Source organism: Micromonospora chalcea (genome assembly GCF_002926165.1).
GTDB lineage: Bacteria > Actinomycetota > Actinomycetes > Mycobacteriales > Micromonosporaceae > Micromonospora > Micromonospora chalcea.
Map to the genome: position 1 here is coordinate 1 of NZ_MAGP01000161.1, position 16256 is coordinate 16256.

Consider the following 16256-nt stretch of genomic DNA (forward strand, 5'->3'; position numbering starts at 1 on the left):
GGGGCACCGGGGCGATCGGAGGCGGTGGCGGTGGGGGAACCGGAGCGACCTGCGGCTCTGACGGTGCCGGGGCCGGCGCACGCGACGGGACCTGCGGATTCGGGTACGGGTCCGGCGCCTGCTCGCGCGTCGTGGGTGGGGGCGGCAGCTCGCGTACCGGTCCCGCGGTCAGCGCGGCGTCGTGGATCGTCGCCAGATCCTCGGCGGTGAGGTAGTCGACCGGCCCGGTCGAGGTCGCGGCCTGCTCCGACGACGTCGGCAGGACGTCGACCTCGAGACCCATCACGCCCGAACGGTCCACTGTGGTGAGCAGGTGTTCGTCGGCCTGGTGACCCTCCTTGGCGCCGAGGTAGTGCATCACCTCGTGCACCATCACGCTCAGGCGGTCGCCGGTGTTCCACAGATGCTGGTCGGAGCGGACGCCGGTCTCGGAGGTCACCTCGACCGGCGGGTTGCGGCGCGGATCGGCCTGCCAGTCGCGGGTCATGCCGTCGCGCCACGGCGGCGTGTCGACGATCAGGTCGATGTGCAGCAGCCGCCCGTCGGGCAGCGTGTACCTGTCGTTGACCATCTCGTCGACGGTGCGCTGCACGGCGTCGGCGAAGTCCCGCAGCTCCTGCGGGGACATCCGGTCGTTCTTCGAGACCAGATCCAGGTGTACGTCGAACGACCGGTAGTCGCGTCCGTCGGCGGTGAACTCCCGCGTGGTGAAGTCGATTGTGGTGATCTCGCCGCGCAGCAGGTGCGTGCCGGGGACGACGGTGTCCTTCCACGGGACGTACCGCTCGGTGCGCAGCCGTTGCGGCTCCGCGTCCGCCTTCGCCCGCTGGAACTGCGGGCTCGGCGTGGCCCGGCCGGGCGTTCCGGTAGCCGGGGTGACGGGTTGAGTCGTTCCCGGGTCGCCGATCCGGGCCGGGCCGGGGTGGGAACCGGCCTGCGCGAGGTCGTCCCGGCCGCCGGTGTGGTCCGCGCCCACCGGGGCGTGGGCGGTCGTCGCACCCTCCACGGTGACGGCTGGACCGTCGGTGGTGACCACCGGCCCGGTCGGTGTGGACGCCGCAGTCGCGGGTGCCGGGGTGGCCGGCGCGTCGATGCCCCCTGCGGGACCGGTCGCCGGTGGCACGCCGACCGCAGCGACCTCGACCGAGACGCCGCCCGCCTGCTCCCGTACCGGTGGCAGCACAGGCGCGGCACCGGTGCTGTCGGCCCGCCCCGCCGCGGGCGTGGCCGCCGACGGCGGGTTCGGCGAGGACGTAGCGGTGGCGGGTGCGGCGGGTGCGGGCGGGGCGGCCGACGGCGTGGCCGGGGAGGACGTAGCGGGGGATGGCGCGGTCGTGGACGGCGTCGGTCCGGCCGGGGCTCCCGGTGGGGAGCCGGAGGTGGCGGGCGGCTGCGTCGCCGACGTCGACGGCGTGGTGGTGTCGAACCCGGGCAGCCCACCACCCGACGTCGAGACGTCCGGTCCGGCCAGGGTGCCGTCGCGCGTCGTCGCGGCGTCGGTGACCACCGTCGCGGGGGCGGCCGAGGGCGCGCCGGTGGCGGTCGACGGGCTTGCGGTCGCAGTACCCGTCGAGTCGCCGCGCGCGGACCTGTCCCCGGTGGAGACCGGGGCCTCCGTCCCGCCGGCCGTGTTGCCGGTCCCGGCGGGGTTGCCGGCGCCCTGGCTGCCGGTGCCGTCGCGACCCGCGCCCTGACCACTCGCGACCGGGCCGTCGGCGCCGCTCTGCCCACCGGCCGTCGCGCTTCCAGCGCCGGTCTGCCCACCGGGGGCCGAACCCGCACCCACCTGGACGCCCGGGCTTCCCGCATCCGAGTTCCCCGCGCCCGAGCTTCCCGCACCCGAGTTCCCCGCGCCCGAGCTTCCCGCACCCGAGTTCCCCGCGCCCGAGCTTCCCGCGCCTGAGCTGCCCGCGCCCGGGCTTCCCGTGGCCTGACCCCCGGAGCCCTGGATGCCGCCGACCGAACGGCCCGGACCGGAGTCGCCGACGGCGCCACCGGCGGCGCCGGAGCCGTCGGCGGGCAGCCCACCGACGCCCTGGTTCCCGGCGCCGCCGTGACCTGCGCCCGTCCCGGTGGGGGAGCCGACGGGCGGGGGAACCGGTGGTCCTTCCACGCTCGTCGGCGGCGGCGTGGACGGCGTGGTGGTGAGGCTGTTCGTCTCGATCTTCGGTGGCGCCTTGGCGCCCGCGCCGGGGCCGTAGCTGTTGCCGACCACTGTGGCGTAGTGGTGCGCCATCCCGCCGATCAGCGAGGAGGACATGGTGGCCCACGGGTTGAATCCACCGCCGCCGACCATCATGGTGAACAGGCCCTCGAACAGCGTCTCGGCGAGCGCCGACAACCCTTCCCGGGACAGGATGCTGTCGTTGATCTTCGGGAAGAACTTGCCGCCGATCATCTGCACGCCGCTGACGCCCGCGCCGATGAAGGCGCCACCGGCGAACGAGATCGCCAGGTCCTTGTAGTCGAGGGACTTGCGGTTTCCCTCGATGATCTGGGTCACCTGGGCGGCGGCGCTCTGCCAGAGTTCCTCCAGGCCCTCCTGGAACGCCTCCCAGGCCAGCCGCATCAGCATGTGCCGCAGGCGCTGCCGGAACAGGTCGATCAGAGCCTTGACGATCTCCTGACCGATCTTGATCAGGGCGGGAACCGCCGCCGCGCCGAAGCCGGAGGCCAGCGCGATGGCGATCTCGACGACCTGGGTGAAGGCCGCGATGACGATGTTGTACTGGGTGTTCTCCGAGTCCAGCGCGAAGTTGTACGCCGATCCGCCCAGCGCCAGCGCGATGTTGCCGCCGGCCGGCACGTTCTTGGTGATGCCCACCTGGTACTGCTGGAACGCGTCCATCGCCGGGCCGGACAGGCTGCCGGCCAGCCCGTAGCCGAGGTTGGCGGTGGCGCCCATCCCGTTGAGGATGGTGCTGCTGAGCGCGTACAACTCGTCGCCCATTGCGCGAAGGGCGGTGGGGTCGGCCTTCGGGTACTCCTCACCGACGGCGACGAGGATCAGGTCGTACGCCCACTGCCACTGCGGGTCGTTGGGGATGTGGAAGTCGGGCATGTGCTACCGGCGACGGGTGGTGGGTGGCTCAGGCGCCGGTGATGATCGGCGAGGGCGTGCCGTCCGGCGCGTAGCTCAGGTACAGCGGCTGGTAGCCGGGGACGGTGGGGTCGGCGGCCGGGTTCTCCTTGACGACGAAGAATCGGCCCTGTCCGGGATCGATCTCCCTGCCGTCCGGGGTGGTGACAGGCGTTCCGGCCAGCGGGGTGATCGAGTCGTAGAGGTTCGCGTCCACCCGGGTGCTGCCGTCGGCGAACGGGTTGAGCGCGATCAGCCGGTACCCGTCGGGCAGTGGCCGGCCGCCGACGTGCGCGGTCGCGTACTCCGGCTTGGAGAAGTAGGAGGAGATGGCCGGCGTGGCGGCGGTGACCGGGATCAGCGGCTCGGCGGGCTCCACCGGCAGCAGCGGCGTGCCCTGCTGCCGCGGAAGGAGCCTGGCCTGCTCGGGGACCGGCTCGCCGGCCGCCCGGCGGCGGGACAGCAGATGAGGCCGGCGCGGCTCACCCTCCGCGGCAGGCTCCGGCACGTCGCCGGTGACCGCCGCCCGCATCGGGTACGCGGGGCGCCGCAGGCCGTCGAAATCCTTGGCCAACATCCGGCTCACGTCGGCGGCGGCCTCGTCGGCCTCGCGGTACGCCCGGCCGCTCTCCTTCAGGCCCTCGGCGGTGTAGTGCAGGGTGCCCTTGACGCCGCCGATGATCGCTTCGAGGTTGTCCATGCCCTGCAGGAACTTCTCCGAGAACTCCTTGCCCATGTCGTCGTCGCCCCAGGCGTTGGAGTACCGGGCGCGCAGCGCGATCGCCTGGGCGAGGTAGGACTCGTAGAGCTGGACGTGCGACTCGTACGCCTTGCCGAGCCCCTCCACGCCGTCCGGGTCGACCCACAACCGGCCGCCGGGATTGTTGCCGGTCATTCGGGTCCCCGGGTCAGGAGTTCCCGCACGCTCGTCACCATGCGCGGCTCCTTCGGCAGGAACGCGTCGGCGCCGGCCTGGCCCCGGACCAGCTTGTGGGCGTCGACACCGTCCGGCAGCATCGGCGCCAGCACGTCGGCCGCCTGGTTCATGACCTGTTCCTTGGCGTCGGCGTAGGTGTCGAGGACGAGCCGGGTCAGGTCGGCCGTGGTGAGCCGCTTGTGGGCGCCGGTGGGGAACTGGATGTCGGTGAGCACGCCGTTCTGGCCGACGGTGACGCTCACCTCGCGGCGCGGTGACGACGCGGTGGCCGAGAGCGCGCTCATCCGGGCCTGCATCTCCGTGAGGCTGTTGCGCTGCCGCTCGTACTCCTGGAACAGGCCTTCGATGCGCTCGCTGTAGTTCACGACGGACCACTCCCTCGACGTCGCCGTCAAGTGAAGACGGCGCGGCCGTCGCGCCGGAACTCCGGCCGGGCATCAGTGCATGAAAGTGCAACCACTTTTCCCGGCCTCCCGGCCGTCGCCGCCGGGCGCGGGGGCGCTGCCGTGCAATGTTGGGTGACGTTCGGACATGGCGGCGCGACGAAGTTGCGCCCGCACGGGGCGGCGGATCAACACTCTTCCCTGCCACCTTTCCCTGACATGAGGAGTCCGGCCGTGACGATGCCGAGCGTCAGCACCACCGAAGCGGGTATGCAGCGGGCTGCCCAGGAGTTCTCCGACAAGGCCACCGAGTTCACCAGCCAGCTGCGCGCGGTCAACGGGCAGATGGCCGTCCTGATCTCCTCCTGGACCGGCCAGGCGTCGCAGGGCTTCAACCAGGCCATGGACAACTGGGAGAACGCGTTCCAGCGGGTCATCAACGAGCTGCTGAACATGCTCGAGGTCATGGGCGTGACCACCAAGGGCTACCAGGCGGCCGAGGACGAGGCGTCGAGCGTGGCCAGCTCCTTCGGCGCGGCCCTGCCGGGCATCTGAGCCGTACCCCCGATCCCTGATCTCCCGAGAGGACTGACGTGTCCAACTACACCTTCGACTTCGTGCAGGCAGACGCCGTGCTGACCGACATGCACCGCATCAACGGCCAGATCCAGTCGTCGCTGGAGGAGATGGAGCGCACCGTCGAGGCGAGCCTCGCCCAGTGGACCGGTGCCGCCCAGCAGCAGTACCACGTCTCGAAGGCGGCCTGGAACCAGGCGGCCGACTCGATGGTGGGCTACCTGGAGCAGGCCCGGCAGACGCTGCTGCGGATCTCGGACAACTACGGCACCACCGAGCAGCGTCACGCCATGATCTGGAACGACGTCCGCGGCGGCTGATCCGCCGGGCGGCTGCCGCGGACGCGGCGCGGCAGTCTCCGTCGTCCGTCCCCGGCCCGGTGAGCTAGACGACCCGGGCCGCTGGGGTCTGCGCCTTCGTCCCGCCGCCGTCGACTCTCGAGTGGAGTGATCTCCTTGGCCCGCATTGACTGGGGATACGCCAGCCCCGAAGCCATCGCCGCGATGAACGCCTACGGCAGGGGCGACGCCGCCATCGGGAAGCCGGAAGGCACCACTCAGGCGGCGTACGACTCGTGGATGGCCTACTACAACAAGCACCAGAACCGGCGTACCGGGGTCGACATCGACAGGTGGAAGGACGAGGTCCGCGCCGAGCATCCGGAGTGGATCGAGGCCCGCGAGTGGTACGACAAGAACATCCTCGACATCAACGGCTGGCGGAACCTCGTCAAGGAGTACAAGGCCAACATCACCGACCCGTCGAACGTGAAGCCGCCCGCGTTCACGGACAAGCCCGACTGGATCGACGAGACGAAGACCCCGACGAACTCGGGCTTCACCCCGCCGGGCATCAGCCCGACGTTCAAGGGTGACACCGCCTCGACCAGTGGCGTGGCCGTGAACACCGCCGCGCTGGAGTGGTTCGCCAACGAGGTGCTGGGCCGGATCACCGGTCCCGGGAACGTCCTGCTCACCACCGTGGACCAGTTGAACGCGGTCGACCCGCGGCCCGGGGCCTTCGCCCGCGCGGAGGTGCTGCGGCAGGCCGTGGTCGGGGCGACCGCCCAGGACGGCGGCGTCAAGGGCGACACGAAGGACATGCTCGTCGACATGAACACGGCCCTCCTCGCTGTGCAGCACGCCCTGCTGAAGATGGCCGCCCAGTACAAGAACCTCGAAGAGCTGAACTCGCTGACCACGGAGAAGCTCAACGAGGTCATGGGTGACTCCTTCAAGGGTCTCGACAACCTGAGCACGTACGGCCAGAAGATCATCAAGACCGACGGCAACTAGCGCGGCCGGGCGGTTCTCGCCGCTCGCGAAGAGGGACGGGGCATGGGCAACGGTCTCGGTGAGAGCAAGCTCGACGGGTGGAACGACCCCGCGGAGGAGGCAGGGACCTTCCCGCCGAAGGTGATTCCCGTCGGTGACCTGTACGACTACCGGACCTGGGCGACCGAGACCCGGGGCTGGCGCAAGCTCGAGGCCGCGGTCAACGGCGGCGCCGCGGTGTTCAGCGAGGCGGGACTGCAGTACGCCGCCTCCCGCGTCAACGTCGCGTCGGTGGTCGAGGCGGCCCGGGCGTTCCAGGCGACGCAGGATCTGCTGATCTGGCTGGAACAGACCCTCCGCACCGCTGTCGCCTCCATGGTCGGTGACGACAAGGCGTGGAAGGGGCCCGCGGCCAGCGCGTTCCGCGACAAGATGAACTTCTACGCGGACCTGCTCGGCAAGCAGGCCGAGCACCTCGCCGGCGGCAAGGTCCCGGATTCCGAAACCGCGTCGAACGCCATCAACTCCTCGCCGAACCTCACGTCGCTGCCGTCGCAGCTCTACGACGCCGCCAACCACCTCTCCTGGGCCCAGCAGACGATCGCCTACCTGGACGGCGCGTGGGCGACGATCGCCTCCCAGAACGGCGTCGGCAGCGGCAGCGGCCCGGTACCGATCAGCGGCACCGAGTACGAGAAGCCGATGGCACAGCAGATGGCCGAGGTCGTCCACACAGTCGCCGAGCAGTACCGGATCACCACCGACAAGGCGAAGACGGCCGGGGTCACCATGCCGACGCCGAGCATCAGCATGCCTGCGACGTCGCCGTTCCCGACGCCGAACATCACCACGATGAACCTGTCGGCGCCCCCGACGCTCACCCCGCCGGTGTTCACCACGCCCTCCATCGGCGGCATCACCACCGCGCCCCTCACCGCGCCGCCGAACATCACCGTCCCCACGATCACGCCGCCGAACCTCGGCGGCATCGGCGGCCCGGGTCCCGGCCAGGGCCCGGGGACCGTCACCCCGCCGTCGTTCTCCGGCCCGGGCGAGATCGGCGGCCCCACCCCGGGCGGAGGTGGCGTCGGCGGCGGGCTGCCCGGCTTCGACGCCCCGGCGTTCAACGGCCCGGGCGGTATCGGCGGCGGCGGGCTGCCCGGCGGCGGCGTACCGGGCGGGTTCGTCCCCGGGGCGGTGCCGCCGGGGATCAAGCCACCGGGCTCGGCGAATCTCGGCGGCGGCGGTTCGGTGAAGCCGCCGTCGTTCTCCGGCCCGGGCGAGGTCGGCGGTCCGAAGCCCGGAGGCGGAGTCGGCGGGGGCGCGGCCGGCGGCGGGTTCACCCCGCCCGGCGTTCCGGGACTCGGCTCACCCGGCGGCGCCGGCAACGGCGCCGGCGGCAGCCCCGGCCTGCCGGAGAAACCGGACGCGAACGGGCTGCTGGGCAACGGCAAGGACTTCACTCCCGGCGCGATCAGCGGCGTGGACATCCCGGCCGCCCCGGGCGGCGCGGTGCCCGGTGGCGGCGGCTTCCAGTCGCCGATGATGCCGGGCATGCCCGGCGCCGGTGCTCCCGGCGCCGGTGGCGGCGGCGCACCCGCCGTTCCCGAGGCGCCGGACGCCAAGGGCCTGGTGGAAGGTGACGCGGCCGACTGGCAGTCGCCCGGGTTCGACGGCGTGCAGGTTCCCGGCGCGCCGTCCGGCGTGTCGTCCGGCGGCGCCGGGCTGGGCGCGCCCATGCCGGCCATGCCCGGCATGCCGGGTCCGGCAGGAGGCGCGAACGGTTCCGGCGCCACCGAGTCGCCCGACGCCCGAGGGCTGGTCAGCGGCGACGCCGACGACTGGCGGCCCGGCGTCGACGCCGGCGTGCCGGACGGGTCCGGGGGCGCGCCGGCCGGTGGCGACGGGCTCGGCGGCGTCGACGGGCCGCAGCTTCCCGCCACGTTGCCAGTGGCCTCGGACGTCGGCGTCGACTCGCCGGTGGCGACGGCGCCGGCCGGCATGCCGATGATGCCCGGAGCGCCAGGCGCCCCCGGCACGGGTGCGCCCGCCGGTGGCGTGCCGGACGCGCCGGACGCCTCCGGGCTGATCGAGGCGGATCCCGGCGACTGGAGCCCGCCGGCCCCGGACGCCGGAGCGCCGGACGCGCCGTCGGGCGCGGGAGCCGGTGGCGCGGGACTGGAGACGCCGGTGGCCGTCGGGACGCTGCCGCCCACGCCCGCCGGAACCACACCCCCGGCCAGGCCCGGCGCGTCCGGTCCGGTCCGGCCCGGCGGGGCCGGCCGGACCCCGGCCGCAGCAGCGGGCTGCTCGCCGGACGCGGACGTCGCGGCGGGGGAGTCGCGCGACGGCGCCGAGCCGCCGCGTGCGTCCGTACCCGAGGCGGTCGCGCCACCGACAGTGATGGAGGCGCCGACGGCGGTGGAGCCGCCCACCGGTGAGGCGGGCGGCGGAGAACCGGACGAGTCGCGCCGCAAGACCGGCGGCGGCGTCCCGGTGGCGGACGTCGAGACCGTCGTGCTCCCCGGGGCGCTCGGGCCGGCGGCCGCGGGCGCGGTGGCCGGTCTCGCCGGCCGGAGCCCACGGGCGGGCGGCCCCGCCGACCCGGCCCGGGCCGGCGCGCTGCGGCGTCGCTCCGGACGCGACGAGGACCGGGAGCCCGCGGAGAGCGCCGACCCCGCCGCCGGGCTGCGCGAGGACGACGCCGTCTGGGGCGGCGACGGCGACACCCGCCACCACCCGGCGGACGACCACGTCCCGCTGGTCCGGCCGGACGAGGACCCGGACGACAAGGCCGGGTGGGACGACCTCAGCGACGCCGACTGGCTGACCGGCGCGCCCGCCGACCAGGGCACGGAAAGGTGAGCATGTCCGAGACACCGGGGCCCCGGCGTGCCGTGTGGCGACGGGTCCCGCCGGCGAAGGCGACCCGGCCGGCCGACGGCACGTCCGACTTCTTCAGCGCCGACCTGGACAACATGCGCCGCTGCGGCGAGCCCGCGGCCGGCGACGCGGAGTTCATGGAGGCGCTCGCGACGGCGGAGAAGGAGGAGGCCGAACGCGCCGAGGCGTTCTGGGCCGAGCAGGAGCGGCGCCGCAAGGAGGAGCAGGAGCGGGCGGAGAAGGAGAAGAAGCGCCAGGCCGAGGAGGACGACGACGTCAAGGTGACCGAGCGCTACCGCAACGACCGGTACGCCGTGAAGCTGCTGCGCCAGGAGAACACCGCCTGGGGCGGCGACGACGCCGGGGTGGGGCGGCTCGGATGAGTACGGTCACCGTCAAGCGCCCGCCCCGCGCCACCGGCCCGGAGGCGCCGGAGGGCTCGATCGAGCTCCAGGAGCCGCCGCTGATGGCCGAGGAGGCCCCGCTCGACTTCCGCTCGTTCGCGATGGTCGTGCCGATGGGCCTCGGCATGGGCGCGATGCTCGCCATGTTCGGCCTCTACAACCGCGCCCCGATCATGTACGTGATGGGCGGCGCGATGGCCGGCGGCATGCTGCTCATGGGCGTCATGCAGATCGGCCGGGCGGCCGCCGAACGCAAGCGCAAGATGCGCGGCGAGCGCCGCGACTTCCTGCGCTACATCGGGCAGCTGCGCAAGCAGGCCCGGGACGCGGCCGACCAGCAGCGCCGGCACGTCCTGTGGAACAACCCGCAGCCGGGATGGCTGTGGTCGATCGCGATGGGCAGCCGGCTGTGGGAGCGCCGGCCCAGCCACGACGACTTCGGCCGGGTCCGCATCGGTCTCGGCCGGCAGGCCGCGATGCTGAAGTTCAACCCGCCGTCCACCAAGCCGATCGAGGACCTGGAGCCGCTGTCGTCGATCTCGCTGCGGCGCTTCTCCGAGGCGTACCGCACGGTGTCCGGCATCCCCACCTCCGTCGGACTGCCGAGCTTCACCAGCGTCGAGTTCGAGGGCGCGATCGACCCGGCGATCGACCTGGCCCGCGCCATGGTGGCGCAGCTGGCCACCTTCCACGCCCCGGACGAGCTGCGGATCGCCGTGCTCGCCGCCGAGGTGCACCGGGGCCCCTGGGAGTGGGTCAAGTGGCTGCCGCACAACGCGCACCCCACCGCGTACGACGCGGCGGGCCCGGTCCGGATGTTCGCCGGCAGCCACGACGCGCTGATGGACATGCTCGGCCCCGAGATCACCGACCGGGGCGACCACGACCGGGCCGTGAAGCCGACCACCAGCGAGCCGTTCCTGGTGATCGTCGCGCACCTGGTGGACCTGCCGGACAGCTCCCGCCTGCTCGGCGCGGGCATCCGCAACGTGGTGCTGCTCGACCTGACCGGCGCGATGCCCGGCGGCCCGAAGGTGCTGAGGCTGACCGTCACCGATGACACCGTGGAGTTCCCGGCCGGCGCGACGACCGGCACGGCCCGGCGCGACGGGCTCGACGAGACCCAGTGCGAGGCCCTGGCCCGGATCATCGCGCCGAAGCGGACCAGCGGCACGCTGGAGGTCTCCGACGAGCCGCTGGACACCAGCTTCGAGCTGACCACGCTGCTCGGCATCCGCGACGCGATGACCTTCGACGTGCAGGCGCTGTGGCGGACCCGGACCCCGCAGCGCAACCGCCTCATGGTGCCGATCGGCGTCACCGAGGAGGGTGAGGTCATCGAGCTGGACCTGAAGGAGTCCGCGCAGGGCGGCATGGGACCGCACGGCCTGCTCATCGGCGCCACCGGCTCGGGCAAGTCGGAGCTGCTGCGTACCCTCGTCTGCGGCCTGGCCGCGACGCACAGCTCGGAGATCCTCAACCTGGTGCTCGTCGACTTCAAGGGCGGCGCCACGTTCCTCGGCATGGACAAGCTGCCGCACACCTCGGCGGTGATCACCAACCTGGCCGACGAGCTGCCGCTGGTCGACCGGATGCAGGACGCGCTCAACGGCGAGATGACCCGGCGGCAGGAGATGCTGCGCGCCAGCGGCTACGCCTCGCTGTTCGACTACGAGAAGGCGCGCGGCAACGGCGCGCAGCTCGTGCCGTTCCCGGTGCTGCTGATCATCGTGGACGAGTTCAGCGAGCTGCTGTCCAGCAAGAGCGAGTTCATGGACCTGTTCGTGTCCATCGGGCGGCTCGGCCGGTCGCTCGGCGTGCACCTGCTGCTCGCCTCGCAGCGGCTGGACGAGGGGCGGATCAACCGGGTCGAGGGGCACCTGTCGTACCGGCTGGCGCTGCGCACGTTCTCCTCGATGGAGTCGCGGTCGGTGATCGGCGTGGGCGCGGCGTACGAGCTGCCGCCCGAGCCCGGCAACGGCTACCTGAAGGTCGACACCACGAACCTGGTGCGCTTCAAGGCGGCGTACGTCTCCGGCGCGTACACCGGAACCGGCCGCCTCAGCGGCGTCGCCGACGCCGACGACGAGCTGGCCGCCGACGTGGTGCCGTTCACCACCCGGCAGGTCGCCGCGCGCCACGACCCCGGCCGGGACCGCCCGGCCGAGCAGGCCGAGGAGCCCGGCGTGGACGCGGGCGGGCCGAGCCTGGTCGAGGTGCTGCTGGACCGGCTCGCCGGCTCCGGCCCGCCGGCCCGCCAGGTCTGGTTGCCGCCGTTGTCCAGTGCGCCCAGCCTGGACTCGCTCATGCCGAGCGTGCTGCCCGACCCGGTGCGCGGCATGACCATCGACGACCCGCTCGTCCAGGGCGGTCTGCGGGTGCCGGTCGGCGTGGTGGACCGGCCCGCCGAGCAGCTGCGCGAGCTGCTGGTGGTGGACCTCAACGGCGCGGACGGCCACGTCGGCATCGCCGGCGCCCCGCAGAGCGGCAAGTCGACGCTGCTGCGCAGCCTGATCCTCGCGCTGTCGCTGGCGAACACGCCCCGCGAGGTGCAGTTCTACGGCCTCGACTTCGGCGGCGGCGGTCTCGCCTCGATCTCCGGCCTGCCGCACGTCGGCTCGGTCGCCACCCGGATGGAACGCGACCGCGTCGTCCGTACCGTCGAAGAGGTCCTCCAGGTCATGGAGAAGCGGGAGGCGGAGTTCGCCCGGCACGGGCTCGACTCCATGTCCAGCTACCTCGCCAAGGTCGCCGAGGGGGTGATCGAGGACAGCTTCGGGCACGTCTTCCTGGTCATCGACGGCTGGTACACGATGAAGCAGGACTTCCAGGAGCTGGAGCAGAAGTTCCAGGAACTCGCCTCGCGCGGCCTGTCCTTCGGCGTGCACGTGATCGTCACCGCGACCCGCTGGTCGGAGCTGCGCACCTGGATGCGGGACCTGCTCGGCACCAAGCTGGAGCTGCGGCTCGGCGACGCGATGGAGTCCGAGCACGGCTCCCGCAAGGCGGCCACCGTGCCGAACCAGGTCGGTCGCGGCCTGACCGGGGGCGCGCTGCACTTCCTGGCCGCGCTGCCCCGGATGGACGGCAGCTCCGCGGTGGGCGACCTGGCCGAGGCGACCAAGTCGGTGGTCGAGGAGATCGGCACGTTCTGGCCCGGCCCGACCGCCCCGCCGGTACGGATGCTCCCGGCGCACCTGATGGTCGAGACGCTGCCGCCGCCCGAGTCCGAGTTCAAGGTCGTCATCGGCCAGGACGAGCAGCGTCTCGCCCCGGTCTGGCACGACTTCATGGCCACCCCGCACATGCTGGTCTTCGGCGACAGCGAGACCGGCAAGACCAACATGCTCCGGCTCGTCCTGCGGGCCATCCAGCAGCACTACCCGCCGGAGCGGGCGAAGGTCGTGCTCGGCGACTCACGGCGCGACCTGGACACCGCGATCGGCGCCGCGTACCAGGTGGGCTTCGCGTTCACCGGCGACAAGATGTTCGAGCTGGCCGGCCAGACGTCGGTCTCGATGAACCGGCGGCTGCCGGGGGCGGACGTCTCGTCGGAGCGGATGCGCAAACGCGACTGGTGGGAAGGGCCGGAGCTGTTCGTCATCGTGGACGACTACGACCTGATGACCAAGGGCACCGGCATGGGCTCGACGCTCGACCCCCTCCTGCCGTTGCTGGCCCAGGGCACCTTCATCGGCCTGCACGTGATCGTGGCCCGGAGCACCTCCGGCGCGATGCGGGCCATGATGGACCCGGTGATCCGGCGCATGTGGGAGCTGGGCACGCCCGCCACGCTCTTCTCCTACCCCAAGGAGGAGGGCAAGTTCCTGGGCGAGGCGAAGGCCCGCCAACTGCCGCCGGGGCGCGCCCAGCTCGTCACCCGGCGTGGCGTACGTCTGATGCAGACCGGTTTCGTGTCGGACACGGCCCGATGAGAGAGGCTCGCTGGTGAGCGCAGCGCTGAACGACCAACTGTGCCGGATCACCGTGGTCGGGCCGGCCCGGCGGGCCGACCTGGCCGTGCCGGCCCGGATGCCGGTGGCGAACCTGATGCCGCTGCTGGTGCGGCACACCACCGACCTGTCCCGGGTTCCCGACGGCGACGTGCCCGACGAGTCGTGGGTGCTGCAACGCCTCGGCCAGGCGCCGTTCGAGCTGTCCGGCACGCCGGAGAGCCTGGACTGGCTGGAGGGCGAGGAGCTGCACCTGCGCCCCGCGCAGGACCCGCTGCCCGAACTCGACTTCGACGATCTCGCCGAGGGCGTCGCCACAGTGGTCAACCGGCGGGCCGACAGGTGGCAGCCGGAGTACCGCCGGGTGCTGTTCCTGGTGCTCTCCCTGGTGGCGATGGGCCTGATCGCCGCCGTACTCGTGGACCGGGGCCCGGTGCTGCCCCAGGTGATCGCCGGCGCGGTGCTCGCCGCCGGCCTGTTCACCGCCGCGATCGTCAGCGCCCGCCAGCAGACCGACGGCGCGTTCCCGCTGCTGTTCGGCGGCGGCGCGGCGTTCTTCGCGGCGGTCGCCGCGTCCAGCGCCGTCGACGGCGACCCCGACGGCGTCGCCTGGAACGGCGACGCCGCGCTGGCCGCGGCCGTCGCGATCGTCACGGTCACCGCGTTCCTGCTGGTCGCGCAGCGTACGGTCACGCCGGTCATGCCGTTCGCCCCGCTGCTGATCGTCGCGCTGACCGCCGCGATGGTGGTGCTCGTGCTGCTGGCCGGCGCCGGGTTCCAGCTCACCGCGCCGAAGGTCTCCGCCGTCGCCGTCTCGGTGATCCTCGTGCTGATCGTGATCGCGCCCCGCGCGGCGGTGAAGCTGGCCCGGCTGCGCGGCCCGCAGTTGCCCAAGACCGGCGCCGACATGTCCTACGACATCGAGCCGGAGGACTCCGACCTGGTCAAGGCGCGGGCCGACGAGGCGGACACCTACCTGACCGCCTGCATGACCGCGTCCGCGCTGGTCCTGCCGGTGCTGCTGCACCACACCATGCAGGTACCGGGCTGGTCCGGCTGGACGCTGGTGCTCGTGACATCGAGTGCAATCCTGTTGCGCTCGCGTACCTTCTTCGGTTTCTGGCAGCGGATCGCCCTGGTGGCGGCCGGTACCGTCGGCTATCTCATGGTGGCCCTGATGTTCTCCGACACGCTCGCCCCGACCGGCCGGTACGTGCTGCTCGGCGGGCTCGTCGCCCTCCTGGTGCCGCTGGTGATGGCCGCGCTGCGGCCGTGGCCGCGGCGCATGCTGCCGTTCTGGGAGTACACCGCGGGCGGGCTGGACGTCGCCACCGGCCTGGTCGTGCTGCCGGTGCTCGCCCAGGTGCTGGGGCTCTACGCCTGGGCCCGCGGACTGTTCGGGTAGCCGACCGTGCAGACCCAGCGCGACCATGTGCACGCCCACCAGTTCATGATGGGCCGGCTGAGCTCCGCCCTGGTGCAGGGCGACCCGTCGACGGCGGAGATCCCCGGTCGGCGCGCCGTCACCGGCCTGGCCTTCGGCGTGCTCATCAGCGTCCTGGTCGTGGCCGGGTTCGCCGTCTACGGCTGGATCGTGCCCGGCGGCAGCAAGGCGTACACCAAGGCCGGCGTGATCCTGGTGGAGAAGGAGAGCGGCACCAGATACGTCTACCTCGACGGGATGCTGCGGCCGACGCCGAACCTGACCTCGGCGATGCTGATCCAGGGCGGCTCCGCCACCGTGAAGCTGATCTCCCAGGAGTCGATCAAGGACGTGCCGCGCGGACCGTCCATCGGCATCGACGGCGCGCCGCAGTCGATCGCCACCGGCGCGATGGTCGCCGGGCCGTGGCTCGCCTGCCTGCCCGGATCGGTCGCCGACACCCCCGGCGACCGGCTCGGCCTCAACCTCGACCCGCGTGCGGAAGCCACCGCGGTACCTGCCGACCGGTTCGTGGTGGTCCGCGACACCGCCGGGCCGACCTACCTGGTGACCGCCGATCGCAAGTTCCGGGTCGGCGACCCGGCCGTGCTCGTCGCGCTCGGCGCCACCACGACCCGCCGGGTGCCCGTGCCGGAGAACTGGCTCGCCTTCCTGCCCGACGGGCCGGCCCTGACGCCGGCCACGATCCCCGGTGAGGGCCGGTCCGGCCGGGTCGGCGACCGCACGTACCCGGTCGGCACGCTGTTCCGCCAGCAGCCCGACACCGGCGCGGAGCAACTGCTGGTGCTGCGCAGCGACGGCCTGGCCCCGCTGAGCCGCACCGAGTTCCTGCTCGCCACGGCCACCACCGGCGCGAAGGCGGTCGAGCTGACCGCCGCCGACCTCGCCGCCGCGCGCATGTCGACCGACCGGTCGCTGCTGACCCGGCTGCCCGACTTGACCGGCCTCACCCCACAGGAGCCCGCCCCGAACGCGCTGTGCCTGCGGCAGAGCGCGGTGGACGGCACGCGGTTCGCCAGCACCGCCGTCCTCGTCCCGCTGGACCGCTCCGGCGTCGGCCCCGCCGGGCAGGCGTCGGTACGCACCCGGCCGGGCAGCGGCATGGCCGTGCTCCCGGCGCCCTTCGACTCGGACAGGGTGGCCCCCCTGCCCACCTACATCGCGGACGACGGAAAGGCGTACCCCGTCGGCGACCAGGACTCGGCGAAGGCGCTGAAGCTCGACCGGGTCCCGCACGTGCCCTTCCCGAAGGAGTTGCTCGCGTTGCTGCCGCAGGGCCCGGCGCTGAGCCTGAGGGCCATCGCGGCCGCGGAAGTGGGGTAG

10 protein-coding genes and 1 pseudogene are annotated in these 16256 nt (G+C 72.9%); 8 read left to right on the top strand and 3 right to left on the bottom strand.

Features of this window, described 5'->3' with window-relative positions:
- The 3 genes and pseudogenes from BAW75_RS32475 to BAW75_RS28020 all read right to left on the bottom strand — a co-directional run.
- Positions 1-3061: pseudogene (locus BAW75_RS32475) on the bottom strand (DUF6531 domain-containing protein); the annotation flags it as partial.
- 28 nt (positions 3062-3089) lie between these two features.
- Positions 3090-3974 carry a WXG100 family type VII secretion target gene (locus BAW75_RS28015; protein ID WP_104115515.1) on the bottom strand — a complete coding sequence of 295 codons (885 nt, stop codon included), beginning with the start codon at positions 3972-3974 and terminating at the stop codon, positions 3090-3092.
- Positions 3971-4381, bottom strand: coding sequence for a YbaB/EbfC family nucleoid-associated protein (locus BAW75_RS28020; protein WP_064446312.1), 411 nt, complete (start codon positions 4379-4381; stop codon positions 3971-3973). The genes BAW75_RS28015 and BAW75_RS28020 overlap by 4 nt, the downstream gene beginning before the upstream one ends.
- Positions 4382-4633: 252 nt before the next feature.
- Here BAW75_RS28020 and BAW75_RS28025 point away from each other — a divergent pair, with 252 nt between their 5' ends.
- From BAW75_RS28025 to eccB, 8 genes are all read left to right on the top strand, one after another.
- Positions 4634-4954, top strand: a complete 321-nt coding sequence (locus tag BAW75_RS28025) for a WXG100 family type VII secretion target (protein WP_064446311.1) — start codon at positions 4634-4636, stop codon at positions 4952-4954.
- 38 nt (positions 4955-4992) lie between these two features.
- Positions 4993-5295: a WXG100 family type VII secretion target gene (locus BAW75_RS28030; RefSeq protein ID WP_104115516.1), complete on the top strand. Its 303-nt coding sequence runs from the start codon at positions 4993-4995 to the stop codon at positions 5293-5295.
- Positions 5296-5421: 126 nt separating this feature from the next.
- Positions 5422-6270, top strand: a complete 849-nt coding sequence (locus BAW75_RS28035; protein ID WP_244206294.1) for a hypothetical protein — start codon at positions 5422-5424, stop codon at positions 6268-6270.
- Positions 6271-6312: 42 nt separating this feature from the next.
- Entirely contained in the window at positions 6313-9114 is a 2802-nt protein-coding gene (locus BAW75_RS28040; RefSeq protein ID WP_104115517.1) for a hypothetical protein, read from the top strand.
- 2 nt (positions 9115-9116) lie between these two features.
- Complete coding sequence (locus tag BAW75_RS28045; RefSeq protein ID WP_104115518.1) at positions 9117-9515, top strand: hypothetical protein; 399 nt, start codon at positions 9117-9119, stop codon at positions 9513-9515.
- On the top strand, positions 9476-13471 hold the full coding sequence (eccCa, locus tag BAW75_RS28050) for a type VII secretion protein EccCa (protein WP_208635327.1): 3996 nt from the start codon (positions 9476-9478) through the stop codon (positions 13469-13471). Before BAW75_RS28045 ends, eccCa begins: the two co-directional genes overlap by 40 nt.
- 13 nt (positions 13472-13484) lie before the next feature.
- On the top strand, positions 13485-14894 hold the full coding sequence (gene eccD, locus BAW75_RS28055; protein ID WP_104115520.1) for a type VII secretion integral membrane protein EccD: 1410 nt from the start codon (positions 13485-13487) through the stop codon (positions 14892-14894).
- A 6-nt stretch (positions 14895-14900) separates the two neighbouring features.
- A complete protein-coding gene (gene eccB / locus BAW75_RS28060) occupies positions 14901-16256 on the top strand; it encodes a type VII secretion protein EccB (protein ID WP_104115521.1) in 1356 nt (451 codons plus the stop codon).

Excerpts from the sequence above, each read along its gene's own strand:
- BAW75_RS28015 (WP_104115515.1), bottom strand. The coding sequence starts at position 3,974 with ATGACCGGCAACAATCCCGGCGGCCGGTTGTGGGTCGACCCGGACGGC.
- BAW75_RS28040 (WP_104115517.1), top strand. The coding sequence starts at position 6,313 with ATGGGCAACGGTCTCGGTGAGAGCAAGCTCGACGGGTGGAACGACCCC.
- BAW75_RS28045 (WP_104115518.1), top strand. The coding sequence starts at position 9,117 with ATGTCCGAGACACCGGGGCCCCGGCGTGCCGTGTGGCGACGGGTCCCG.